This window comes from Pseudochryseolinea flava (assembly GCF_003286915.1).
Lineage (GTDB): Bacteria > Bacteroidota > Bacteroidia > Cytophagales > Cyclobacteriaceae > Ohtaekwangia > Ohtaekwangia flava.
This window is the reverse complement of sequence record NZ_QMFY01000017.1, coordinates 31,391-58,343: the sequence shown is the minus strand read 5'-3', so window position 1 is coordinate 58,343 and position 26,953 is coordinate 31,391. Positions and strand designations below refer to the sequence as shown.

Sequence of the window (26,953 nt, the reverse complement as noted above, 5' to 3'; positions counted from 1 at the left end):
TTTCTTTTCTGGTGTAAAATTGCAATCGTTGTCACTCTTGCATGAAGTGAAAATTTCCGTTGTAAAAAAACATTCCTTTATTATTTTCGCCCTCGAATATCAGATGGTGCTGGTATTTGATTTTAACTACGTAGAGCGATGACAAAGGCAGGCAAAACAGAGACCGACGTACTTCTAGTCGGTGCGGGCATAATGAGCGCCACATTGGGTGCTTTATTGAAAGAACTTCAGCCTAATCTTAGTGTTCAAATTTTCGAGCGGTTGGACATCGCTGCAGCCGAAAGCTCAGACGCCTGGAACAACGCCGGCACAGGGCATGCGGCGTTTTGTGAATTGAATTACACACCACAAGGTAAGGACGGTTCAATCGACATCTCAAAAGCAATTAAAATTGCGGAATCATTCGAAGTTTCAAAACAATTTTGGGCCTATCTTATCCAACAGCATCATCTTGATGTGCCTGCATCTTTTATCACACGCATTCCACACTTAAGTTTCGTTTGGGGTGAGGAAAATGTGAAATTCCTACGTAGTCGGTTTGAGAAGATGCAGAAGAATCCGCTCTTCGCCGACATGCAGTATTCCGAAGACCATAATGTTCTTCGCGAATGGATGCCACTCATGATGGAAAATCGCAAACCTTCAGAAATGCTTGCTGCGACGCGCATGGAGATTGGTACAGATGTTAATTTCGGATCGCTCACGCAAAGCATGTTTAGTAGCTTACAAAAGAAAAGCGACGTTCAACTTCACTTCAATCACGAAGTGAGAAAATTGAAACAGAACGAGGACGGATCCTGGATCGTGAAAGTGAAGAACCGCGCGACAGGAGATAAACGAAAAATAAAAGCCAAGTTTGTATTTGTCGGTGCGGGAGGTGGTTCTCTTCGACTGCTCGAAAAATCTGGTATCCCAGAAGGGCGCGGCTACGGTGGATTCCCGGTAAGCGGTCAGTGGTTGAAGTGCGTTAATCCCGAAGTGATTAAGCGTCATCACGCGAAAGTCTATGGCAAGGCATCTGTTGGTGCACCGCCGATGTCTGTGCCGCATTTGGACACCCGTATTATCAACAACGAGCAAGAATTGCTTTTCGGACCTTATGCAGGTTTTTCAACGAAATTCTTGAAGGAAGGATCGTACCTCGATCTTTTCAAGTCTATTAAATATGACAATCTGGTACCCATGATCGCTGCGGGTTTGGATAATATTCCATTGACACGTTATCTGATTAATCAGGTTAGACAATCCCCTGAGGATCGTTTGGAAGCACTGCGCGACTTTATACCGGATGCAAAACTCGAAGACTGGAAATTAGAAATTGCAGGACAGCGCGTTCAAGTAATCAAAAAAGATAAAGAGCACGTGGGCGTATTGGAATTTGGTACAGAGGTAATCGCAGCCAAAGACGGGTCGATAGCGGCGTTGCTTGGCGCTTCCCCTGGAGCATCAACTGCTGTATCAATCATGTTAACGCTTCTTGAGAAATGCTTCAGCAAAGACTTGGCTTCTCCCGAATGGCAATCGAAACTTAAAAAGATGATTCCCTCATTCGGTCAGTCGTTATCGAAGAATGAGGACTTGCTGGACCAAGTCAGAACAACGACAAACGAAGTGTTGGGATTACAAACTCCAACGCTGACACATCATTAATTTCAGTTGATCAGAGAATCCAGAAGCACCTGTCTTGAGGTGCTTTTTTTATGTCAATGCTCCTCCTACCTACACCTGGTGTGAAAGCCACAAATTGTATTTCTTTCATTTGCTGACCAACACGTGAAGTAAACTCCCATTCAAAATGCTGTTCATAAAAAAGCCCCATCAAAAATTGACGGGGCTTTAACCTGTAAACCTAAAAACTATCTTTATGATTCTTCTGGATAAGCTGGCTCTACAGTCTTTGGCTTATTGCGATATGCTATTTTCGTGATCAATACAAACAGTACCGGTACCACGAAGATGGCAAGCGAACTTGCTGCGACCATGCCTCCGGCTACAGTCCAGCCGATTGTCTTACGAGCCTCAGCACCAGCACCAACAGAGAATGCCAACGGCATTACACCGAGAATGAATGCCAGCGAAGTCATGATGATTGGACGCAAACGAAGTTGAACAGCTTCCAATGTAGCCGGAACAATTTCCATCCCTTTGTCCACACGCTCTTTCGCAAACTCGACAATCAAAATCGCGTTCTTTGCTGCGAGACCAATTAACGTGATCAACCCGATCTGTGCGTAAATATTGTTCGTCAGATTCGGTAATAAAGTCAATGTCAAGATTGAACCGAAGGCACCGATCGGTACGGCAAACAATACGGAGAACGGTACCGACCAGCTCTCATACAACGCAGCGAGGAACAAGAACACGAAGACGACAGAGACGGCAAATATCAACCCAGTACTGTTACCGGCTTTGATCTCTTCACGGCTCATACCGCCGAACTCGTAGCCATAACCTACTGGTAAGGTCTGAGCAGCCACTTCTTTCAACGCTTCAATGGCTTGCCCGCTACTATACCCTGGTTTTGCTTCGCCGATGATTTCAGCAGAACGATAGATATTATAGTGAGAAACAACAGCGGGTGTTTCGATTAGTTTCGATGTTACCAAAGCACTCAACGGAACCATGTTGCCCGTACTGTTACGAACGAAGTATCGACCAATATCATTGATATCTTTTCTGAACGCAGTATCCGCTTGAGAAACCACGCGGAAATTTCGTCCGTAGATATTAAAATCGTTGATGTAGCTACTACCTAAATAGGTCGACAAGGTACTGTAAGCATCAGACACCGATACACCGAGCTTCTTCGCTTTCTCTTTATCGAGTTCAACTTGATAACTTGGGGTTGTTGCCGAGAAGAACGAAAACGCCATAGCAATTTCGGGACGTTGATTTGCCGCTCCCAAAAACTTACGCATGACACCTTCAAACTGCTTAATGTTATCTGTGCTCGTTGTTTGCTGCAGTTCAAATGTAAATCCGGATGATTGTCCTAAGCCAGGAATAGCAGGGGGAGCGATCGCACGAATGCGGGCTTCCTTAATATCCGCTGTACGCATTTGAATCTCCTTCATTACGGCGGTTACGCTTTCTGTTTCAAGATCGCGGTCATTCCAGTGCTTGAGATTAACGAACACAGTGCCAACGTTCGATTTATTTGAGAATGTAAGAATATTCAACCCAGCAAGTCCCCCAACAACACCAACAGCAGGAATTGACTGAATACGTTTTTGAATCTCAAGTTGCATTTCAATATTACGCTTGATCGAAGTGCCTTCGGGCATTTCATAAGAGACATACATGCGCTTCTCGTCTTCTGTCGGAATAAAACCAGTGGGTTTCGTCTTAAACATATATCCCAAACCAACAAAGAGACACACCATCATCACCAATACGTAAGGTGTAGCTTTAATCCATCCTGCAACGCCTTTGGTATATGAATTTGTCACTTTGCCAAACCAGCCGTTGAACTTATCGAAGAACTTATCGAGGAAATTTTTCTTACGGTTTTCGTCATGCGGTTTCAGCAAGAGCATACTCAATGCAGGTGTTAACGACAATGCAACGAACGCCGAAATCATTACTGACACGGCGATTGTGATCGCGAATTGTTGATAAAGTTTGCCAACGATACCAGGCACAAAACCTACAGGAACGAACACCGCCGCAAGAATCAATGCGATTGCAATTACTGGCGCAGAAATTTCTTTCATCGCTCTGATTGTCGCTTCTTTCGCGGAAAGCTTGTAGTGATCCATGTTGTGTTGAATGGCCTCCACTACCACAATCGCATCATCCACCACTATACCAATCGCCAATACGAACGCAAATAGCGTTAATGTGTTAATGGTGAATCCGAACGGTATGAAGAATATGAATGTACCGATCAACGATACCGGAATGGCCAACACAGGGATCAATGTAGCACGCCAGTTTTGAAGGAATAAAAATACTACCAATACCACAAGTGCAAGAGCTTCAACCAATGTGTGAATCACTTCTTCGATAGAAATTTCCACTACGGATGTTGTCTCCAGCGGCACGAGATAATCTAAATCCTTTGGAAAACTTTGCTTTAATTCGCCAAGCGCTTTCGTTACACCTTGGTTTGTCTCCAAGGCATTGGCGCCAGGAGCAAGATACAAGAGCATAAAAGCAGAGGGCTTGCCCATAACAAATGGGTTGTTACCATAATTAAACTTCGCTAATTCAACGCGTGCAATATCTTTCAGATAAACCATGTTGCCTTGTGCTGGATTTGTACGCACAACAATGTTCTCGAAATCTGCGACTTGGTTAATGCGGCTATTCGTCAGTACGTTATATTCAAACGCTTGTAAACGAGGTTGCGGACTTCCACCGACGGAACCCGCGGCAATCTGCAAGTTCTGTTCCGCTAAAGCCGCATTCACTTCTTGCGTCGAGATACCCATACTCGCCATCTTCTCCGGATTCAACCAGATCCGCATACCGAAATCATCACCTACCGTCACAATATCACCTACACCCTTCACGCGGAGTAGCGCATCTTTCAAGTAGATGTTGGCATAGTTTCCGAGGAAAGTTGCATCGTGCGTTCCATTGGGTGAGTACAATGCGAGCGCAAGAAAGATACTTGGATTCCGCTTTCTCACCGTTAACCCCAACCGCTTTACGATTTCAGGAAGCGATGGTTCTGCAACACTCACACGGTTTTGTACATCGAGCGTGGCGATGTTGATATCCGTTCCAATATCGAATGTCACGGTAATGCTACTCACACCACTGGCGGTACTGTTACTTGACATGTACGACATCCCTGGCGTTCCGTTGACTTGTGCTTCAATCGCCGTCGTCGTTGTTTGTTCAACGGTTTGCGCATCCGCACCAATGTATGTTCCTTGCACGCTCACCGTTGGCGGTGTGATGTCGGGATACTGTGAGATCGGCAGTGTGCTCATGGCGATCACTCCGACCAACACAATCACAATCGACACAACGATAGACGTGACAGGTCTTCTTATAAAAACATCTGCAATCATTGCTTTCTATTAAATATGGAATTGTTCACTATTTTTTGTTCGCTACAGGAGCTGGAGCACTTGCATTTGGAGCCGCAATATTGATGGGCGTTCCCTCACGAAGATTTTGAATTCCCTCTGTAATGATTACATCACCTTCTGAGAGTCCTTCTTTGATGATGATATTCTTACCGACAGCTTTTCCTAACTTCACTTTCACTTGCGTTGCTTTCGCGCTATCGGCAACGTATACAAAGAACTCTCCAAGCTGCTCGTTAATGGCTTTATACGGAATCACAACCGATTTGCTCACCTTCGATTCCACGATCAAGGTTCCACTCATACCGGACCGTAACACGCGGTCAGGATTTGAGAATGTAAGTCTTACCTTGATTGTACCTGTCTGTGGATCGACAGCACGATCAATGATGCTGATCTTGCCAGGGTGCGGATACACCGATTCGCCGAAAGAGACTTTGAACGTTGAATCATTCTTTACCGTCATGTTTTTCGCCTGAAGATCTGAGAAACGGTAAAGCTCTTTTTGATCGATCACGATATCAACCGCGATTGGGTCGTCGGAAGAAATTGTATTTAATAAGGTTTGCCCTGGAGAAACAGATGCCCCGAGACGCACCGCAGAAATGCCAATCGTACCATCGAATGGTGCAACGATAGTGGTATACCGCACATTGGTTTGTACAGCGCGCACGGATGCTTTTGCCGCCTCAACCTGTTTTACCGCCGCCGCATAAGTTGCTTCTGCGTTGTCAACTTGCTGTTTCGCGATCGCATCTTTCTTATCGAGCTCACGATAACGCTCTACGTCGCGTTTTGCACGCTCAAGGTTTGCCTCTTGAACCGCCAACCCTGCAACGGCCTGGCTATACGATGCTTCAGACTGCTGTGGATCTATAGAATAGAGCTTCTGCCCTTTCTTTACTTGTGATCCTTCTGTAAAATGAATTCCTGTAATGTATCCAGATACTTGCGGGCGAAGTTCTACTTCTTGTACACCGCGCACGATAGCAGGATACTCGTCATAATAAGCAGCATCGGCTGTTGATACAGTTTGTACGCTCACGTTTACCGGTGGCGGTGCTTGCATCCCTTGTTGCTTTCCTCCACAAGCGCCCAAGGCAATCGCTACAGCCACAGCTAAAAAAACGGATGGGATATATTTCAATGACATAAATGTGTATTGTTTCTAAATAATTAATAATTGATTTGTCCAAGCGCACGAAGCACATCCATCTTGCTTGTCAGCACTAAGTTCAGCGCATTGAAATAATTGATACGCGCTGTACGAAGATCTGTTTCCGCAACAGTTACATCTAAGTAGGTTCTCACACCATTGCGATATTGAAGATTGATCACATCGTAAACCTCTTGTGCGAGCACGACATTTTCTTTTTGGACGACATAGGTTTTCAAATTGCTTTTGTAATCTGTTAAAGCCTTCGTGTAGGTTGCATCGAGCGTGTTCTGTAGATTTTCAAGTCCCACGTCTACCCTTCTTAACGTGAGCTTTTGCTCTTTGATCTTCGCGACTCGTTTGCCACCTTGAAAAATTGGCAACGTCAATTTCGCTCCTACAAATGAGTTGGGGTAACTTGTATTATAAAGTTCTCCTAAGTTATCATTGAGATAGTTCAAATTGTAGGCACCGAATGCGCTAGCCGATGGTAGGAAAGCCCATTGACTATAGCGCACATTAGCTTTCTGAAGCTCGCGTTGTGTAAACATGATCTTGTAATCAATATGCTGCGCGTAGTTCAACTGCTGAAGCGTATCAATATTGATCTCACTTTCCATTTGCGCAGTATCATATTGCAGCGTGAACGTCTTATCTGCAGGGTAGCCAATTAAGGCTTTGAGATACTGCTGCTCATACACCAGTCGTTCTTGTGTTGTCTTGAGTGAAGCTTCAGAATTATGAAGTAGGATTGTCGCGCGTTTGTAATCCGTTTTATCGGCAACGCCGGTTTGGTAACGCGAATAGGCATCCTTTAAACTTTGCTTAAGACGTACAATCGACTCTTCATTCACTTTGATTTGCTGCGCGGTGGCCAACAATCCATAGAATGCTTTCGTCACTGATACGACTACTTCTATTTTGGTGCTCACTACACTTTGCTCTGCTTGAATTCTCACTTTCGAAGCAGTTTTACTTGCGAGTAAGACATCGCGGTTGAAAATAGTTTGCGTCGCTTCTACCTGCGCCAGGGAGGTATTAAACAAACCGACCGTAATCACATTGTCACCGAAAGCAGTTACGGGACGATCGATTGTTCTTTGATACTGATAATTGAAGTTGATTTGCGGATACCAATCCGCAAGCTTCCCTTTGATCACTTTTTCAGTGATCTCTTGATCGAGCTGTGATTGTCTTACCGAAGGACGATGCTGAAGGGCGTAGGTCACTACATCATTCAACGTCGCCGACTGCAGCGTGCTGTCATTTCCTGTTGCTTGTGCAAAACTTATTGCCGGAATCGCGAGCAATAACAAAAGCATCAAGAACGATGTTTCTCTTTTGATTAAAGTCAATTGCATTGGTTAGAGTAAAAAAGTTAATGAGTTAAAATGCTAAACTAGTTTCCGTTCTTCTCGTAGATCTTCGGCATGTCTTCATTAAAGATGGATGCATAAATCACATTCTTCCTTTCGTGTAAGAACTTCTGGTACGCGGCATCGGTCATTCCATGAATGGTTTGCAAAACAGATTTTGCCAACAACGGGTAGTTACACATCGCCACGAGGTTAACCATGAAGTGCTCGGCAGAAATAGGCGCGATCGCACCCTTTTTAATTTCTGCTTCTAGTCCTTCGCGAATAAGATCACTAGACTTTACATTGTCCTTCGCACAAAATGATTTGATTTTGTCAGGATTGCGTGCGGTTTCACTGATAATGAAATTATCGAGGTATGGATAATTTAACCCCCAATCCACAACGGCGTCAATAAACCGCGCAATCTTCTCACGAAAGGAAAGATCTGATACTAAAAATGCTCTCGTTCTCGCCTTTTTCTCTTGCAGCGTTTCCTCCAATAACAAATCCAGCATGAGATCACGTGAGCGGAAATAATAATGAATAAGCGCACGGTTCACCCCGGCTTCATCCGCGATCTGTTGCGTCGTAGCATTCAATAATCCTTTTTGAAAAAACAGGATTTTAGCCTTTTCCTTGATCAAAAGCTCGGTTTGGACGCCGTCGTTACCCATTATCTTTTTTGTTTAACAATTTTGTTAACGCAAAGTAACAGCGGAAAGATTCAACTTTCCTAGCCAAATCCTCCAAATAATTGCCGCGTGCTTACTGCAATCGTTGTAATCGTAAAGAAGTAAACTCTCCCGTGCCTCGTGCGTGGCCCGAAGCACTCCCTCCATCACAATTTCCAACTGGTTTCCCCCCCCGGCAAAATCACTTTCACAATCTGACAGTCAAAACTTTAGGAGCCAAATTAATTGCACACAGTCAACCTCCAATTGCGTCAAAAAAGCTATTTTTAAGATTCCCTGACACTCCGGATGATGCGTCAAATCCTAAACCTGCCAATCGCTGTTGTAACAGTGCTGACGCTATTGATCAGTACGGAACGGGTTTCTGGGCAAGCACAATGCGCGCTAACGGATTCAGCCAAAATCTACAGGCTGGATGCTTTCGCAACCGTATTTATAGATTCTACCAATACACTATCGATTGACGACGTATCATCGCCGTCTTTCCAACAAAAATTTACACCGAGCCGAAACGACTTAACGTTCGGGTACACGAAAGCAAACATTTGGTTGAAGGTCACGACTGTCGCCACACACCCTGAGCGGGACTGGTATCTTGAAATTCCTGCACCTTTTCTTGAGTACGTTGATTTCTATCAACACGAAAACAAGGTTCTTAAACATCACGCCGCTGGATACTATCGTCCCCAGGCTATTCGCATCGTTCCGCATACGGGCCATGTCATTCCCTTACAATTCGGCACGGACTCACTGAGCGTGGTGTACATCAAGATTGGTGGACTTAGTCCAAAAACGTTTCCGCTTTACGCGATGGAGAAGGAAGTATTCATTCAGAAGACACGGTGGGAAGACATTGGCTATGGCGTATTCTTTGGAATATTGGTCGTCATGTTTTTCTACAACCTCTTACTCTACCTAACCTTAAAGCAACAGAATTATTTACTCTACATCTGCACAATAGTTTGTACGTTCCTCATTTTCGCAGCCGCCTCGGGATATGGCGGAAAATTCCTCTGGCCAGAAAACCCAAACGTTAACTTCTATGCAGGAAGAATGAGCATGGGGCTACTGATAAGTTTCCTTGCAATCTTCACCATCCGTTTCCTTGAAGTGCGACAATATTCGAGAGTGATGTACTATGTGTTAGTATCCTTAGTTCCGCTCGCGATCATCGCCACGGTGTTGGTAGCAACTCGTATCATGCCGTCCGCAGGAAACAACCTCATTTCTCTCGCAACCATATGCTTCATGACGACAGGTACAGTGTGTCGCATAAAAGGGAATCGCATTGCAACGTATTTTATCGCAGCATGGACCATTTACTTTTTTGGTGGCCTCTTACTCACTTTGCGAAATAGCGGTGTACTGGAATTCAATTTTTGGACGACGCACTTCGTCGAGATTGGCGCCGCCATGGAAACAATGATCATCGCGTTTGCACTCGGTGATCGCTATCGTCGCTACAAACAAGAGAAAGAAGAAGCACAAGCGCTAGCCTTAAAACTTCAACAGCAGACCACAGAAATGCTGGAAGCAAAAGTTAAAGAACGCACGGCCCAGCTTTCTAATGCGTACGAAGAACTACACTCTACACTTGAGACGAATAAGCAACAAACAAAAATCATTGAGAACAAAAACGCAGAGCTGGATGCATTCTTCTACCGTATCTCGCACGATCTAAAGGGACCGATTTCGTCTTTGCTCGGACTAGCATTTCTTGCAAAAAGAGAAGTCAAGGATGAACAAGCGTTGGAATATATCGAGCGACAGCATCACCAAGTGGAGCGCCTCAGCCACATCATCACCGGCCTGATAAATCTCACAAAATTAAGTCACGCGGATTTGCAGCGCGAAAAAATCGATTTCCATAAAATGATCGATGAGTGTATCGCCTCATTCAATGCACTTGAAAACTTTGAAGGTTTGAGTTTTAAGAAGGATGTTCAAGAAGGCATTGAATTTCATTCCGAGTGGGCGCTGTTGAATGCCATTTTGCAGAACCTTATTGAGAACGCGATTAAGTACGCAAGTAAAAACGCACCATATGTTAATATCGTGGTTCGCTATGAATATGATTGGCTAAAGATCCAAGTTGAAGATAATGGCCAGGGAATTCCCCATGAACATCAACACAAGATTTTTGAGATGTTCTATCGTGCTACGCAAAATGCAAATGGTACAGGCCTTGGCTTATATATCATGAAACGCTCCGTCGACAGACTTAAAGGTACGATCGATATCAAGAGCGAAGTAGGTGTGGGATCTACGTTCACCGTAATGCTCCCCGCCATCCGCATTTAACCACCGCTCACAATTGCAGTTGCATTCAATGACTGGAAGCTGTATTATTAAAACACAGCCAGAAAATCTATGATGCTAAAATCTATCTTCGTTGCTTTATTTTGTTTCATCAACATCGTTGCTCAATCGCAAGTAGTCGCACTTCGCTGCGAACATCTTGAACGTCCCATAGGCATTGACAATCCTTCGCCACGCCTTTCATGGAAACTATCAGACGCAAGAAACGGCGCACGGCAACTAGCCTACGCAATTCAAGTCAGTACAGATTCTCTCGCCGTTGCTGCCAACAATGGCAATGTCTGGTCATCCGGACGAATCGAATCCGATGACGTGTTGATCGCTTACAATGGTAAAAAACTTAGCGCATTTACGAGATATTATTGGCGCGTCACCGTGTGGAATGAACTTGGCAAGGAAGCGACATCGGATATCTCGCATTTCGAGACAGCTTTCATTCATGGTGCGACTTGGAAAGGAACGTGGATATCAGATTCGAAAGGTGAAGATGAAGCGGCGGCTCCATACTTTAGGAAGACGTTTAATGTCAATAAAAAAATCAAAACAGCACGCGCTTACATCGCTGTCGGTGGGTTATACGAACTGTATGTTAATGGAAAAAAGGTTGGTGACGAATTACTCACTCCTGCCTACACCCGATTTGACAGACGCACACTTTATTTGACACACGACGTTACCAACATTCTTCAGCAAGACCGGAATGCGATTGGAGTCTTGTTGGGGAACGGCTGGTACAACCATCAACCGCTTGCCGTGTGGGATTTTCATCGCGCACCGTGGCGAGCACGGCCAACCTTTTGTCTTGATCTACGCATTGAGTACGACGATGGAAGTGTGGAGACAATAACCTCTGGGACAGATTGGAAAACGTCAAACGGTGGACTAACATTTAACGCGATTTATGTTGGCGAACACTACGACGCAACACAAGAACAACCTGGATGGAACACGGTTTCATTTGATGATTCGCAATGGAAAAATGCGTCACCCCGCCAAGCACCATCACAGGAGATTGTAGCGCAAGTCATGCATGGAATTAAGGCTGTCGAAGAAATCAAACCAAAGACATTAAAAAAAATAAACGACACCACTTACCTATATGATCTTGGAAAAAATATTGCAGGCGTTACATCGATTAAACTTCGGGCCAGCAGTGGTACCGTTGTAAGGCTTAAACACGGTGAACGTCTTAATTCAGAAGGGCGTGTCGACATGTCGAATATTGACATCTTTCATAAATCAAATAACCGACATACGCCATTTCAAACAGATATCTATACCGCACGTGGAAGTGGAGAAGAGACATTTAAGGCACGCTTCAATTACAAAGGATTTCAGTTCATCGAAGTGACGTCGTCAAAACCAATATCGTTGACGATTGATGATGTGACGGGCTTCTTTATGCACAGCGCAGTTCCGGTGATTGGAAAAATATCGACATCTAATGAGCTGATTAATAAATTGTGGGCAGCCACGAACAACTCCTACCGCTCCAACTTGTATGGCTACCCCACGGATTGTCCGCAACGCGAAAAGAACGGTTGGACCGGCGATGCACACATTGCCATTGAGACGGGTTTGTTCAACTTTGACGGCATCACCGTGTATGAAAAGTGGCTGGCAGATCATCGCGACGAACAACAACCTAATGGCGTATTGCCTGCGATCATTCCCACTGGTGGTTGGGGCTACACCTGGGCCAACGGACCGGACTGGACAAGTACGATCGCCATGATTCCTTGGAATGTTTATCGCTTCACTGGCGACGCAAAAATTCTTCTCGACAACTATGAGAACATCAAACGATATGTTGATCACATCGATGAGCTATATCCGACGGGGCTTACAACGTGGGGGCTAGGCGACTGGGTTCCTGTGCACTCAAAAGCGCCCTTGGAATTAACATCATCGATATACTACTACGTCGATGTAGACATTCTGGCAAAAGCTGCAGCCCTGTTTAATAAGCAAGAAGATCAAAAACATTACTCAGCGCTGTCAACGAAGATCAAAAATGCAATCAATCTAAAATATTTGAATACAGCCACAGGGATGTATGGCGCGGGTTTGCAAACAGAATTAAGCGCACCGCTATGTTGGAATATTGTTCCTGAATCACTTCGCGCAAAAGTTGCGGCAAACCTAGCATCCCGTGTTGCAACAGATCACTATCACTTCGATGTTGGTATTCTTGGCGCAAGGGCAATCCTCAACGCACTGAGTGAAAATGGATATCCTGACGTTGCATACAAACTAGCCTCGCAAAATACATATCCTTCCTTTGGATGGTGGATCGTAAATGGTGCGACAACACTTTATGAAAACTGGAAGATCGATTCAAAGAACGATATCAGTCTAAACCACATTATGTTTGGTGATATCGGCGGGTGGCTTTACCGTGCCCTTGGAGGAATGCAACCCACACACGAGGAACCTGGATTCAAGAAAATCATTCTCACTCCATTTTTTCCGGATGAACTAACCTCATTTGAAAGTGAACATGAATCTCCATACGGTAAAATAATATCACGTTGGAAAAGAACGAAAACGAGTGTAACGTGGGATGTCACCATTCCGGCAAATACCACTGCTGCTGTCACAATACCTTCAACATATAAAATGGATCGCCAACCAGGAACGTTTACACTGACGTCAGGGAAGCATACTTTTTTGTTACGGAAGAAGTGAGTTTTCAGAATAAGACATTATACTCTGGTTTCATTCTTTCAGGAAGATCTTTTTCGTCGAGCATGTCACGAAGGTCAATTTCTATATTGCGGACGATGCTGTATATGGGCACATCGTTAATCAATCCTTCAAATGGATTTTCGCTATAGTCTCCTGTATACTCCATCAACGAAAACACCCACGACACGATGAGATTAAAAGGGATCAATAGCCAAATCATCCCGTCACCGACTTTCTCGAATTCTTTAATCATCCCGAAGGGCAACATCCACGTAAAGATGATGATGAAAATCGCACTTGATGTGGAGTACTGTCGCGGCAGCGGTGAATTCTTGATACGCTCGCTCCTGCCCTGCTCATTGTACAATTCACCAATCAGTTTTTGAAGTTCGACGTGACGGAAGTCGTCTATATGTCCCTTTTTATTTAGCAACGCAATGTGCTGCGATTGACGATCGAGAAGTTGCGCCGCACAATTCTTCTTAGTCTTCACCCATGCTAGTTCCTCTTGGCTCAGGTAACGTGCCAGGTCCGTATTCAAATCAGAGAAATCAATTCGTTTCTCAAAGAACTTACGTTGCCGCTCTGAAGATTTGTAGCTGTGCTCCCATATTGTACGCGTGCGCATAGCATGTTTCAAAGCGTGTAGCCATGCGATATGTCGGTAAATAATCGTGTTGATTTCTTGCGCTACGATGGCCTCATCGGCATTACTTGTCGCACGTATAAAGGCCCTTGTTGCCGCGCCAAAACTTCTACTGGTATTAACGATCCCTCCCCAGATTTTTCGCGCTTCCCATCCCCGATCATAAGACTGGTTATTTTTAAAACCAACATAAAATGCCGTTGCAGTACCAATCAACGAAACCGGAAGCCATGGAATTGCAACCCAGTGCCAGCCCAAGTAATGATAGCTTAACAAAGCAATCGTTCCTGTAAGCAACGACCACAATATCATACGCCATGAAATGTAGTAAAGGATGCCGGAACTGAAGTAGCGTTTAACGTACATGAGTTTAAATTAAACTCAATATACTTTGAATTACGTTGATTGCTACTTTGGTTTTCGAAAAACAATTGTCAGCACACGTGGAAGATGAACAGCGTCATCATCAAACCATTCTTGGAGTGATTCACAAATGAAACCAGCTTTAACGGCCGCATTGAAATAGTCAGAGACATGATGAGTGAAACAATCCAACACACGAGTCTCTCCCGATGCTGTTTCAAAGCGCGCTTTACTTCCGGCGTATTGTTTAAATGGGTGAAGTTCACCCAAATATAAATAACCACCAGGGTTCAACGTGTTGTATGCATTCTTAAAAATCGTTGAAAGATCAGGGATGTGTTCAAGCACAAGACTAAACGAAATTAGATCAACCTGTCGATCCAAAAATGTCCAAGCATGCATAAGATCGGCTTGCTTGAATTCAACCTTTTCGCTTTTAATTTTTTCTTTCGCTTGCGCTAGCATCGCTGCCGAAAAATCTACGGATAGCACATGTTCTGCACGGTCCACAAAAAAAGACGTATTCTTACCAGTGCCGCATCCTGCTTCTAAGACAGATCTAAAAGAAAGGGCTCCGAGCATGTCACGCAAAGCGACACCTTCTAGATCACGTGTTTTATTCATTACAGTATCGTAGGCACTAGCCCATGCGTTGTAATCTTCTGCAACTTGCATTATCAAAAAGTCTAATTGGATTATACGTGTAGTTGGTCAACACTCGCTTCTTCGCGGGGAATCAAGAATTCCATCCCAAAATCGCGCAACCGTTCAATCACGGGTGTTAATGAATTTCCCTTCGCGGTCAGAAAATATTCCACGCGCGGCGGAATCTCTGCATATATTTTTCGTTCGATGATGCCATCATTTTCAAGTTCACGTAACTGCGTTGTGAGCATCTGTTTACTGATATTTTTGAGCATCATTCCCATCTTTCCAAAGCGGTTGATGTCGTTGCTGATAAGGTAAATAATCAGCAGTTTCCACTTGCCACCAATCACCTCCATGGTCGCCGTCACTGGGCAATGGAGCAGATTCTTCATGATCGTCTTTTCCATAACTATTTGTTAATCAATATTAGTCTGAAATAAATGACTACATCAGTAATTTATAACTACCAACAAAATAAAGACTTTGCCCGTAATCTTGCAACATCAAACACAAAACAAAAGACAAATGAAAACTTATGTCATTACAGGCTCAATCGGCCATATCAGTAAACCAGTTGTAGAAGCATTGGTGAAAGCAGGAAATAAAGTACGCGTGGTGACGAGCAACCACGATCGCGTGAAAGACATAGAATCCCTTGGCGCTTCGGCAGTGGTAGGATCCGTATTTGATGCTGCATTTGTGAGCACTGCGTTTAAAGGTGCAGACGTGATTTACACCATGATACCACCAATATGGCAGACTACAAATTGGCGCGCTTCACAAAATGAGGTTGCTAAGAACTATGCCGACGCTATACGCGAAAATAAAATCGCTTATGTTGTGAACCTTAGCAGCGTTGGTGCGCACGCGGGCAACGGTGTCGGACCTGTTGATGGACTGTATGACTTTGAACAACTCCTCAACAAAATTTCCGGGTTGAATGTTAAACATCTTCGCCCGTCTTATTTCTACTACAATCTGTTGAACCAAATCGGCCTTGTGAAACAAGCTGGTATACTCGGCGGTAATTTTGGCGATGGCGAAAAAGTTTTCCTCGTGCATACGCGAGATATTGCAGCCGCTGCGCTTGAAGAACTCACAACATTAAAATTCTCGGGCGCTTCCGTTCGTTACATCTTTGGAGATGAACGCTCCGGAAAAGAAATTGCAAGTGTACTGGGTAAAGCCATTGGTCGCGAAGTCAATTGGGTCGTATTCTCTGATGAAGAACAGAAGCAAGGTCTTCTTCAAGCAGGGGTCCCAGAAATACATGCGCAGGCCTACACTGAAATGGGCAAAGCTATTCGTGATGGTTTGATGCAAGGCGACGCGCGCAAGCATAAACCAACATTAAGCCCAACAAAACTGGAAGATTTTGCGACTGAATTCGCACAAGCCTATGCTGGTTAAACAAACCGGTTAGAGCGCTATACTAACTGATTCGATGATTTGTCAAGCTGATGTCTCTTTTCCTAGGTGGATTGGCATCGGCTTGATCAATTTTCATTACTGGTTGATTTTCAAAAATTGCAAGCACACTGGAGAAGGAACCTTCACTTCAAACCCCGTTGATCGCAGCTTGCCAGTTTTTGCATCTTGTTTGAAAATCACAACATTATCCGTGTCCTGATTGGCCACAAGCAGATGTTGGCCACTGGGCGTAAACACAAAATTACGAGGCGTTTTTCCTGCCGAAGATTGAGTTCCGACATACTTCAATTTCCCATGAAGACCAATTGCAAAAATCGACAGTGCATCAAGTCCACGTTGTGATTGATATACATATTTACCTTTCGGATCAACGCGAATATCAGCGCTGGAATTTTTATCCTTATACGATGCAGGTATGGCACGCAGTGTATCCTGAAGAATCGTTGCACTAGACGTGAGGGGTTGATAACTAAAACTTGCAATCGTGGATGTCAACTCCTCGGCGAGGTAAACATTCTTTCCATTCATGCTGAACGTAAGATGTCGTGGTCCTGCACCGGGAGCAACCGATAATTCGGGTTGATCTGCCGGTATTATTCTCCCATTGACTAAGTCAAGTTTGTATTTGTAAATTTTGTCAGCGCCGAGATCTGTCACCAGTAAAAACTTATTATCGGGCGATGGTATCGCACAATGAACATGCGACTGCTTACCATTATAACTATACTTTTTGCTATCCGTTACTTCTCCCAAAGAGCCATCGGATAACAAGCGATACACTACCAAGTTGCCTTCGTGATAGTTCGACACAAACGCAAATTTACCCGTACGATCGACGCTGATATGACACGGCCCTTTACCAAATGCCGACACATGGTTAATCAGCGTTAGCTTACCTGTTTTTTGGTCAATTTGATAGGCCGATACTGAGCCAACTTCACTATGCGTTTGGTCAACGGCCATGCGATTCACAGCATAAAGAAATTTTCCATTCGGATGAACCGTCAGGAAGCTCGGGCTATCACGATCGTTGATCGTTTGAAGCAGCGTTAGCTTTGCTTTTATAGGATCGTATTTGAAAACATAGATACCTTGACTTTCGCGAACAGCCATCGTACCTACATACAAGATCTCTTTACGCTTCTGCGCAAAGGACAAGTGAGTAAAGAAAAATATCAGGGTCGTTAATAACGCCTGCGTCACGCGCGTGCTACATCGATTAGCGCACATACAGTTTAGATTGGGATAGGGTCGCAACATACAAAATAGCAAGTAGCTTTTGCAGATTGCATTTAGCTTTTGAAGGTCGATGTTAGTTTTTAGCAATGAACGTAGGATTCTACCTCTCAAATTTAAGATCCCACGTGTGCCCAACCATCGAAAAGCTGAATGCAAAGTGTCTAATTGTAATTCAAATAGTAGTGCAGTGACAAGTTCCCCTCCCTGACTTCAAGCTCAGGGTTACTGCGAAGCGTAAATATACGCTCACGTTCTGCCCGTGGTGTAGTGTGTAAGGTTTGCGTGTTCAATTCCACCACTGTCGAACGATAACGATCATCTGGATACACGAAGGAGCCATTATCACCGATAACATCTACGGCGATAAAGCCGTACTTCGACATAATTGGCTTCGTGTGTTGATGCGGGAATCCGAAGATGTAATTGATTCCGAGTCGAGGAGATGCGCTCACGCCAGCGCGTAATAGAATTCCCGGGAGCCCCATGCCTGCATATCCATCTTTTACCCACCATCCACATCCTTCTGCAAGACCAAGGGGTCTTAAGTTTTCTACTAAATCTCTGAACTCCGATGAGATCTTTGTCAGCGCTTCCGACATTGGAATTGGTTTAGCATCAGACTCACGATCGAGTCTCATTCCGGCAACCATTTCACCACTGTTTACATCTTCGGCTATAAACATGTACGTGTTGGGATCGGATTGCCAAGCCTGCTTCGCCGACGTAACTCCCGTCACACCAAATGCACGAAGCACTTCTTTCTGTTCTTGTGCAAATTGTTGCGCTACTCCAGGATGATCCACCGATCGCAGCATCCTAATTGTAAATTTTCTGTTGTTCATACTTTGTTGGGCTCCATATGAAAGGCGCGCGAAAGTATAAATCTCCAGATTATCGGTCAATAGCACAGATGAATCAACATAAATCACCGACGAACGACATAAACCGGAAAAATCCGTCTCCTGAGCGTGCAATCGGATGCACAAACTGCTTTGCGCAGGTAAAAAAATCTCGAAAAAATTTACAATAAGTAATGTCCCGGAGCTAAGATGTCACACGGATCGAATGCGCTTTTCAATGTTTTCATCAATCTGCGTATATCCCTACCGTGGTTTTTCATCAACGACATCGACTGCACACCTAGGCGATATGGACTATATCCTTTTGCACTGAGCACGCGCATGATCTCATCATGACAATCCATTGCTCTCTTATCTTCTCCTGCAATTTCGCGATCGTAGCATAGGGCACCCGTTATATCAAGTGTTCGTTCAGAAATAAACAGAAATCCCAAATTGAGTTCGAAGCCATATTTGCGACTCACTTTCTCGCAAACGTTAATCGTCATTTGTGCTGCTGTGCTTGTCATCGGAATCGCAGGGCAATACCATATCACTCCTGCTTTGTCTTGATGTAAATCATTCACTTTTACATCTGCGGATTTTCTCCAATAGGTCATGTTGATTGCTGCCTCGGATACATTTCCTCTCAACAACGTTTTGTTGAACATAAAATCCATCTGCTGTTTCGATTGTACATCCGCATGTTCATACGTTGTATCGATCAGTGCTTGATCGTAGAAAATTAAACGATCCACGAGGCCTCCAATTCGTTCTTTGATCAGCGCCTGATCCGCCATGGCATGTGCCTCACTCGGGGGAAACAATCCGCCAAGTCCTATCCATTTCCCTATCATGAGTTTCTGTCGCATGGCACGCCGCGTCTTTTCTGACAAAGGCGTTTTTTCTGCCGCAGGAAATCTTTCTCCAAACGAAATCATTCTCATATCATTGAACACACGCAACGATGATTGCAAACCCTCAAGCCCAAGTTGCCGCCACACGTCGATAACTTTGCCCAATCTTTTCTCATCATCAACATGAAATATAAACGACGTAAAGTGTTGAGGCTTCGCGCGTAGCCATAGCGTTAGACGGGTGATAATCCCCAAATTCGACTGTGTGAATAGACCATCTAAGTAAGGTCCCACACCCCACTTGGCCAGTGGTGCTAACGCTGAATCCTTAAAGTCGCCGAAGCCGGTGTTAATTACCTTACCATTGGGTAATACAACTTCCAATGCACACACAAAATTAAATCGGTCTGCATACATGGCCATGCCGTGACCACGTTCGGCAGTATTGCCCACAATGGTAGCATCAGGTGTGCTCCCAATCGTATCGAGCATCAATGAGGATTTCTTACGCATTAAAAAGTCAACGGCCGCACGAAATGTTACGCCAGGTTGTACCGTAATGTATCCCATCTTTTCATCGTAGCCAGTGATCTTTTTCATGAGCGACAGATCAATGAGTACACCATCTCGCTCAGGAACTTTAGAACCTAACCCCCAATTTTTTCCACCGCTTACCGGATATATCGGGATTGAATACTTTGCCGCGATTTTCACAATAGCAGCAACTTCTTTCGTGCTCCTGGGTTTTAGCACGGCCAACACGCGTTGATGTGTATCGAACGTGGCTGTGCTTTCCTTATCAAGGAAACTTTCATCAACCACTACCCGTTTCGAAGTCAGCAACTTCGTCCATGCGCGTAATGCGACACTTAATTTTTCACTCATTTACACCATGATTAATTTTCCATTTCTACCAAAAACCATACACAAGGGTTTCATTGTAAACTTGAATTTCTTAATATTCAGTTTGAACCGATTAAAAAGCCCCTCATGAGTGATACTGTAGCGCTCTCTTTCAGGCACCTCTCTGATCTGTCGGAAGAGTTGCATTTGATTTTGGGCAAAGAAAAAGAAATTCTTTTTGCGAATAAGGCGTTAAAGCTTCGCATCGAAAATATTCATTCGACCAACGACTTATATCAAAGCCTTGGCATCACAGAAAGCTATTCGGTTGCAGCTGTTGAGGAATGCCTCACGACTGGGAACGTTTTGGAAATCCTCGTTGAACTACCCAATGAAAGCGCTACAATACATTGGAAAATTGTCGCCTCTGCAGACACGCTGACCTTTATCGGAAAAGATCTTGGTAATAAACGTGTATCCGAAGGAGATAAATTTGCTGAGGCACTCAAAGAAATTCAACTCAATCAAACTGACAAAAATTACTCGGGCAGGTTGACTGACATTCAACGTGTACTCGCCGAGGAGGTAGACAAATTCAAACTCATCTCCGAAAATGTAAGCGATATTGTATGCTTACATGAACCACACGAAGCACGATATCTGTATGTTAGCCCCTCGTGCAAAGATGTGACCGGATACATTCCAACGGAAATGGAAGGAAGGTCACCTTATGACTTCTTTCATCCCGATATGATTAAGGCTTTGGAGGAAGATCATCGTCGAAGAGAAGCTGGAGAAATTCCTGACGGACCTTCAGGGCCGCCACCTAAAATGGTATACCTTTTCAAAACCAAGGACCGCGGCTTTCGATGGATGGAATCTCACTCGAGACCTATCTTCGACAGGAATGGAAATGTGATACTCATTTTAAGTACATCGCGTGATGTACACGAACGCGAAGAAGCCGAAGCTGAAAAGCAACGCTTCTACAATTACTATCGCACCTTAGGTAACAACATTCCAAACGGTGCTGTGTTTATGATCGATCGCGAATATAATTACATTATCGCCGAAGGAACAGAATTCGAAAAGCTCGGAAGGACCAGTAGCTACTACGTTGGTAAAAATGCGAAAGACCTTTATTCCCCAGAAAGGTTTAAACGTCTCTCCTATTACTTTGAAAAACTTTTCGCCGGCGAAAGCGTTGCTTTTGATTGGGAGTTCAACAACCAAGACTATATTTTTCTCGGCAAACCGTGTATTGAAAAAGATGGAACCATTCCCACCGCTATTCTACTTACCCAAAATGTTACCGAGAGTAAAATACAAGCTGCAAAATTAAAACGGACGCTGCACGAATTGGAAGCCACCAATTTTGAGCTCGACAGTTTCGTCTATCGTACTTCGCATGACCTTCGTTCACCACTAGCCTCCATTTTAGGATTGGTGGAAATCATGTTAAAAGAGGATGACCTTGCGAATATACAAGCTTGCACTTTACGTATTCGCGAGAGTGTTAGACGTCTAGACAATACCATTAGCTCAATCTTGGACTACTCGCGCAACGGAAAGCTTGACATCAAGGAGAGTGAAGTATTCATACAAGACATCTGGCAACAAAGTGTCGAATCTCATCAAAATATGCCGCAAGCAGAAGGAATGACCTTCGAAGTAACCGGCGACACGGATCTTCCAGTCATGATCGACACTTTTAGATTGAGTGTCATCTTCAATAATCTGATCTCAAACGCAATCAAATATTGCGACCCCCGTAAAGACGAGCGATATGTGAAACTTACTGTGCGTCGTTCTGTAAACGGACTTCAATTGGTCGTCAAGGACAATGGCCAAGGTGTTCCGAAAGAACATTTGTCGCGTGTGTTCAATATGTTTTACCGCGCAAGTGACCAATCGCAGGGTGCGGGACTTGGATTGTATATCGTAAAACAGGCTGTTGACAAGCTGGGTGGCGTTATCTTCTTAGATAGCGAAGAAAGAATGGGTGCAACATTCTCTATTACGCTACCCATCTTGAAAAAAGATTAAAAAAAGGTGCTGACCTTTCGATCAACACCTCGTAACCCAGAATTCTTACTTTATTCCTTGATGAACTTTTTCGTTAACGTGCTGCCATCTGTCTTTTTTAATTTCAACACGTAAAATCCTTTTGGCATCGACGACATATTGAGCGTCATGCTTGGAGCATTGTCTGCTTTCTGATGAAATAACAATAGACCCGCGTTGCCAAATAGAATTGCTTCTTTGACGCCACTCGTATTGCTGATGCGCAAATCGTTTCCAACCGGATTCGGATATAATTCAATTGCATCGTCCTCTGCAACCTCTACATTTTCTTCGCTGTGTGTTGCCGTTCTGAAGTTTCTAGAGCACTGCACACCATTCGGATTTCCTACACAGTTATTGTTCCAAAATCCGAAATTCGTGATTGGCTGAACAGTGCGATGCATCACAGCGCATTCCTGATTGTAACTAATATTAGGATTATCGTAGACGCGCATGCCGTCAATACCGCAGCATAGATTATTCTGCAAAGTAATACCAGACATTCCGTTGAAGTCGATCGTATTGTTATAGATCCAAGCGCCATTGGATGCGTCTACACCAATTCCGCCGACGCCACGGTGCGGCAAATTATTTCGATGAATCCAATTATTAAAAACACGATTATTGTGGGTAGCACCGTCAATGGTGAGTCCTTCCGCTCCATTCTCATACATCTGGCAATCGCGTACAACGCCTTCGCTATGCGCCCACTGTGAAATGCCCACCATGTGATTATAAAAAGCCTTGCAGCCTTGAATGGTGTTGTGGTGACATTCATGGAGCAATAAACCACTGTTACCACTGTTCCGAAAGGTAGAATTCAAAATCAAATTGTAATCGCCAAAAACCCGCGCACATGGTTCAGGACGATTCCCGCCGTCGATATAAAGATTGTCGATCGTGATGTTATTTCCTGACACGTCTATGCATGAAACATTGCCGGACTTGCGAATGACGTTACCATTTTCACCGCGAACGATGATGCCATTTTTATTGACGTTCACCGTGCCACTCAAAAAATGATCGCCAGCGCGCACAATAATGATGTCACCACTGACAGATTCGTTCACCAAATTCTGAAACGCAACCGTCTGATCAGACGAACCTGCTGCTAAATAACGTGTCACCGCGTAACTCGAAACCGATGACCAAAACATAAACGCCACCATCCCTGCTGCTGATAATAATGTTTTCATAAGAGAAAGGTTTAAGGTTTATAGTATTAAACTCACGATCACAATTGCAATCGTTTTCTAATTATCAAAGACATCATCATGATCAATCTCATCGATATTCGGAAACTATTTTTTCTTACGCAGATGCAGTCAACATAGACATAGTGATACCGTGAAAGATTCCTCCTTCGAATCCTTCATCTCAAAAAAATATTATTTCAATATTAATGTCGACCAGGAATACGCAGCATTGTTAACGTTACCTTGAAGAGGCTCCTCGTACACATGTTGCGAACCTGTTACAGATTCGTATAGGCATGCATGAAAGCCGATGCGTTTGTCTAACGATACCTTGCCGCCCAGCTTAGACCAAGGAATTCCAATCTCGCTTTGATAGCCACCTGTCACATTCTTGTTCTTCACCACGATACCACTGCTCTCTTCTTCCTTCCAGGTGGCTGCGGCGCCCTGCTGAAACGAAACAACACCCGACGCCGTAACAGCAAGCGAAAAAATTCCTTGGTCTGGCCCGATGCTTCCTTTATTCATCGGATCAATGTAAAGTCTAAATCCATCCACCAATGATATGTTTGTGCCACCTTTCACATTTTCATCTTCTATCTTCACTGTAAAGTATAGCATCTGATCATCGTAACTGGTGTTTAACATCAAACGCGTATTTCCGAATCCACCGATAAAAGCCTGAGGAGATTTCGTCCACAGATCCTCTTCCGATTCCCCATCAACAGCGAGCGATTGCTTCCGTGCAACCATATTGGGCAGTACAATACCTTTAATGATCCAGACTTCACTCTTATTGCCGAAGGCATTAGTGGATCCTATCGCCCAAATTGTTTTATCATCTGCCACACAAAGTGAATTCCACATGCATGATCTTGTGTTGTCAGTGAAGTAGAACGGTCTACTCTTGCGATTAAAATTCTTTCCACTATCGTCACCAATACACACCACCATATCGCTACGATCCCAAATATTGTCTTTCCTGAATTCATTGCTTTGATACGATAGCACAACTTCATTTGACTTCAGCTGTCGTATGAACGGCGCACCACCATACTTAGCGCCCACCATGCGGTTGAGCTTGTCCATGGGTTGCTCTCGCGAAACGCTTGACGCGAGTACCGGTGCATTCTTCCAACTGTCCTGCAAAGAAGTACGGATAATCATGGGTTTAAATTCCGTTGGAATAATACCATTATCTTCGATGGATAAAATAATTTCATTCCGGTTGTTAAGAATCAATGGCACAGGCATCCCGTCGCGATGGCCAGCCCTAAAGCTTACCTTCTCACCAACGTTCCAAGTATCGCCATTGTCATTCGAACGGAACATGGTAATCTCTTGCTCATTGCTTGACGTGTAAGGTCCTTCATTCGCTATAAAAAGTTGAATCTCACCTGAAGGCAATTGTATTTGCGCAGGCTCCCAACATCCATTCGCAAACTCATGCCCAGCTTCGTAAACTGTTTTCGGCGCCGACCAATCAACACCTCCATTCGTACTACGGCTTACGCGTATACCGAATCGCTTTGAAGGCACTGGTGTGCCGTGAGGTCGCATATTGTAAGAAAGCAAAAGACTCTTGTCGGCGAGTAACAATATCTCTGGAACTGTGGCCGCTATCCCATCATCGCCTACCGCAATCGTAACTGGCGTACTCCATGTAACACCGCCATCTGAACTCGTTGTCTTCTGAATTTTTCCATCATTTTCAAAAACACAAAACAAAGAAGCATCATCAAGCACGATCATTCTAGCATATCCCGAATATCCGGAGGACGACGGGGACAGTTTCTTTAGTGTACGACGATCCCACGCGATACGCACACCGTCGACAGGTGTTTCTGTGGCAAGCGTAATCGGCTTAGGATCCTCTTGACTCTCGCCGTCTTTACAGGCTATAAAAAGCATCGGCGCAAAAAAAAGAGCAATAAGATATCTACGGTTCACAATAAGTAGAGTTAGTATGAAAATTACAAGAAGGATAAAAACTCCGGACGAGGTTATCATCCGGAGCAATGGATCAGAAACTGATTACCATTTTGGGTTTTGCTGTAAGTTAACGTTGATATCGCGTTCGGTTTGCGGAATCGGCAAAAGCTTATCTCTGCCCAACACGAAATTCGCAAAATCCGGATCTCTTAATTCAATCGCGTCAATACCCGCTTGTGAATCGAGATCATCCCAACGACATAAGTCATTCCATCGAACACTTTCTCCTGCAAGCTCAACAACACGTTCGTGCTTGAGTTGATCAAGAAAATCAGCTTTCGACATTCCTGGTTTCACATCAGAAAGTTTCGCCATGCCAACCCGTTCACGCACGCGATCTACATATGGATACGCTTCGGCCGTTCTATTCAATTCGTTCAATAACTCGGCATACATCAGCAGTACATCGGAAAAACGAATTACACGATAGTTGATCGGTGAGTGATAATTTTCAAATGACCTCCAATAATCGTTTTGATATTTATGAAACCAAACTTCCTGAGAGTCACCGAATCGCTTTTGAAATGTTTCACCGTATACCATTGTTTCCGTTGGTCCACCTTCATCTGTATAATCAAATAGACATGTTGTCGCCAAGCGCGGGTCACGTGTATCGTCAACAGTATTTTCTTTTAGAAACTCGTCAACAACCCAACGACGACATTGTCCGTCTGACCAACCAATGCCGCGGGGAGCAAAAAATTGAGCACGGTGATTTCCCAAGGTGTGATCAGCAAAATCTTCACCTTCTGTTGGCGGTCCTGCAATTTTATCTGAAAAAGAAATTTCAAACACAGACTCGATGTTGTTCTCACTCGTATGGGTGAAATTATCTGCATAGTTTTCCATGAGGCCGTACAGAGACTTACCGTCACCTTCAACCAAATATTCAAACGCGTCGAGTGCTTGTTGATATTTCTTTTGTTGTAGCAATGCTTTTCCGAGCAATGCGTACGCAGCACCTTTCGTTGGTCTTCCGACATCACCCCCCGTGTAACTTGCTGGTAACACAGCGATCGCATCTCTTAAGTCAGCTTCAATAAGCGCCCAATTTTGCTCGGTTGTGCTATACGGAACAAGCGTTGTTACATCGTTCGGGACAGTGATCTGCGGAACATTTCCCCAGAGATTCACCAAATTGAAATAGAAGAATGCGCGCAAAAATTTCGCTTCACCTAATAAGCGAGCCTTCAATTGTTCGTCCATTTGAATTTCAGGAACAAATTGGAGCACTTGGTTGGCGCGGTAAATCGCACGATAGTGATCATCCCACACCGAACGGAACGTTACAAAATCATAGTTTATTACAATGAACTTTGAAGCATTCGCCAACTCAACCCATGGACTCGCGCTGTAACCTTCATCAGAACGAAGATCGATATCGAAGTAAATCCACCGGGCCATTCCTCCAGGTTTCGAAAACATCGAGTATATGGCCGTAACACCTTGCTGCGCACTTTCCTGCGTAGTCCAAAAATTTTCTGTAGTCTGTCTATTGGGGTTAGGCAGTTCTAGATACTCGTCACACGATGATATCAAGCAACCTAACAATACAAAAGCAAATATTTTTTTCATAGTGGTTA

At 44.2% G+C, this 26,953-nt stretch carries 18 protein-coding genes; 5 read left to right on the top strand and 13 right to left on the bottom strand.

Features of this window, described 5'->3' with window-relative positions; genetic code table 11:
* Window positions 1-138 precede the first annotated feature (138 nt).
* Window positions 139-1,650 carry a malate:quinone oxidoreductase gene (locus tag DQQ10_RS23505; protein ID WP_112749388.1) on the top strand — a complete coding sequence of 504 codons (1,512 nt, stop codon included), beginning with the start codon at window positions 139-141 and terminating at the stop codon, window positions 1,648-1,650.
* A 212-nt stretch (window positions 1,651-1,862) separates the two neighbouring features.
* Here DQQ10_RS23505 and DQQ10_RS23500 read toward each other — a convergent pair whose 3' ends face one another.
* Genes DQQ10_RS23500 through DQQ10_RS23485 form a run of 4 tightly spaced genes read right to left on the bottom strand, consistent with a single transcriptional unit; the run spans window position 1,863 to window position 8,227 of the window.
* Complete coding sequence (locus DQQ10_RS23500) at window positions 1,863-5,021, bottom strand: efflux RND transporter permease subunit (RefSeq protein WP_112749387.1); 3,159 nt, start codon at window positions 5,019-5,021, stop codon at window positions 1,863-1,865.
* A 28-nt stretch (window positions 5,022-5,049) separates the two neighbouring features.
* Window positions 5,050-6,192: an efflux RND transporter periplasmic adaptor subunit gene (locus DQQ10_RS23495; RefSeq protein ID WP_112749386.1), complete on the bottom strand. Its 1,143-nt coding sequence runs from the start codon at window positions 6,190-6,192 to the stop codon at window positions 5,050-5,052.
* A gap of 23 nt (window positions 6,193-6,215) precedes the next feature.
* The gene (locus DQQ10_RS23490) at window positions 6,216-7,556 is read right to left on the bottom strand and encodes a TolC family protein (protein WP_112749385.1); all 1,341 of its coding nucleotides are present in this window, start codon (window positions 7,554-7,556) and stop codon (window positions 6,216-6,218) included.
* Between the two features lie 38 nt (window positions 7,557-7,594).
* Entirely contained in the window at window positions 7,595-8,227 is a 633-nt protein-coding gene (locus DQQ10_RS23485; protein ID WP_112749384.1) for a TetR/AcrR family transcriptional regulator, read from the bottom strand.
* A gap of 306 nt (window positions 8,228-8,533) precedes the next feature.
* Here DQQ10_RS23485 and DQQ10_RS23480 point away from each other — a divergent pair, with 306 nt between their 5' ends.
* Both DQQ10_RS23480 and DQQ10_RS23475 read left to right on the top strand, forming a co-directional pair.
* Window positions 8,534-10,546: a sensor histidine kinase gene (locus DQQ10_RS23480; protein WP_112749383.1), complete on the top strand. Its 2,013-nt coding sequence runs from the start codon at window positions 8,534-8,536 to the stop codon at window positions 10,544-10,546.
* Window positions 10,547-10,615: 69 nt separating this feature from the next.
* Window positions 10,616-13,252, top strand: a complete 2,637-nt coding sequence (locus DQQ10_RS23475) for a glycoside hydrolase family 78 protein (RefSeq protein WP_221409780.1) — start codon at window positions 10,616-10,618, stop codon at window positions 13,250-13,252.
* Window positions 13,253-13,256: 4 nt separating this feature from the next.
* Here the strand turns inward: DQQ10_RS23475 and DQQ10_RS23470 are convergent, their stop codons facing one another.
* The 3 genes from DQQ10_RS23470 to DQQ10_RS23460 are packed head-to-tail and all read right to left on the bottom strand — an operon-like array spanning window position 13,257 to window position 15,316.
* Window positions 13,257-14,264 (bottom strand): bestrophin family protein, encoded by a 1,008-nt coding sequence (locus DQQ10_RS23470; RefSeq protein WP_112749382.1) that lies wholly within the window; start codon window positions 14,262-14,264, stop codon window positions 13,257-13,259.
* Between the two features lie 42 nt (window positions 14,265-14,306).
* Entirely contained in the window at window positions 14,307-14,936 is a 630-nt protein-coding gene (locus DQQ10_RS23465) for a class I SAM-dependent methyltransferase (RefSeq protein WP_112749381.1), read from the bottom strand.
* 20 nt (window positions 14,937-14,956) lie between these two features.
* A complete protein-coding gene (locus tag DQQ10_RS23460) occupies window positions 14,957-15,316 on the bottom strand; it encodes a winged helix-turn-helix transcriptional regulator (protein WP_112749380.1) in 360 nt (119 codons plus the stop codon).
* 118 nt (window positions 15,317-15,434) lie between these two features.
* Between DQQ10_RS23460 and DQQ10_RS23455 the strand changes: the two genes are divergently transcribed.
* The gene (locus DQQ10_RS23455) at window positions 15,435-16,319 is read left to right on the top strand and encodes an NmrA family NAD(P)-binding protein (RefSeq protein WP_112749379.1); all 885 of its coding nucleotides are present in this window, start codon (window positions 15,435-15,437) and stop codon (window positions 16,317-16,319) included.
* Window positions 16,320-16,415: 96 nt separating this feature from the next.
* On the opposite strand, the gene DQQ10_RS23450 is transcribed toward DQQ10_RS23455, so the two are convergent.
* The 3 genes from DQQ10_RS23450 to DQQ10_RS23440 all read right to left on the bottom strand — a co-directional run bounded on the left by DQQ10_RS23450 (window position 16,416) and on the right by DQQ10_RS23440 (window position 20,160).
* Window positions 16,416-17,543, bottom strand: coding sequence for a lactonase family protein (locus DQQ10_RS23450; protein WP_245970521.1), 1,128 nt, complete (start codon window positions 17,541-17,543; stop codon window positions 16,416-16,418).
* Window positions 17,544-17,740: 197 nt separating this feature from the next.
* Entirely contained in the window at window positions 17,741-18,421 is a 681-nt protein-coding gene (locus tag DQQ10_RS23445) for a hypothetical protein (protein WP_133259744.1), read from the bottom strand.
* Between the two features lie 179 nt (window positions 18,422-18,600).
* A complete protein-coding gene (locus tag DQQ10_RS23440) occupies window positions 18,601-20,160 on the bottom strand; it encodes an FAD-binding oxidoreductase (RefSeq protein WP_112749376.1) in 1,560 nt (519 codons plus the stop codon).
* Window positions 20,161-20,265: 105 nt separating this feature from the next.
* On the opposite strand from DQQ10_RS23440, the gene DQQ10_RS23435 reads away from it, so the two are divergent.
* Complete coding sequence (locus DQQ10_RS23435; protein WP_112749375.1) at window positions 20,266-22,164, top strand: sensor histidine kinase; 1,899 nt, start codon at window positions 20,266-20,268, stop codon at window positions 22,162-22,164.
* A gap of 50 nt (window positions 22,165-22,214) precedes the next feature.
* Here the strand turns inward: DQQ10_RS23435 and DQQ10_RS23430 are convergent, their stop codons facing one another.
* The 3 genes from DQQ10_RS23430 to DQQ10_RS23420 all read right to left on the bottom strand — a co-directional run bounded on the left by DQQ10_RS23430 (window position 22,215) and on the right by DQQ10_RS23420 (window position 26,945).
* Window positions 22,215-23,378 carry a NosD domain-containing protein gene (locus DQQ10_RS23430; protein ID WP_165824081.1) on the bottom strand — a complete coding sequence of 388 codons (1,164 nt, stop codon included), beginning with the start codon at window positions 23,376-23,378 and terminating at the stop codon, window positions 22,215-22,217.
* Between the two features lie 192 nt (window positions 23,379-23,570).
* Window positions 23,571-25,328, bottom strand: a complete 1,758-nt coding sequence (locus DQQ10_RS23425) for an exo-alpha-sialidase (RefSeq protein WP_165824079.1) — start codon at window positions 25,326-25,328, stop codon at window positions 23,571-23,573.
* 84 nt (window positions 25,329-25,412) lie between these two features.
* On the bottom strand, window positions 25,413-26,945 hold the full coding sequence (locus DQQ10_RS23420; RefSeq protein ID WP_112749373.1) for a RagB/SusD family nutrient uptake outer membrane protein: 1,533 nt from the start codon (window positions 26,943-26,945) through the stop codon (window positions 25,413-25,415).
* Window positions 26,946-26,953: the final 8 nt, after the last annotated feature.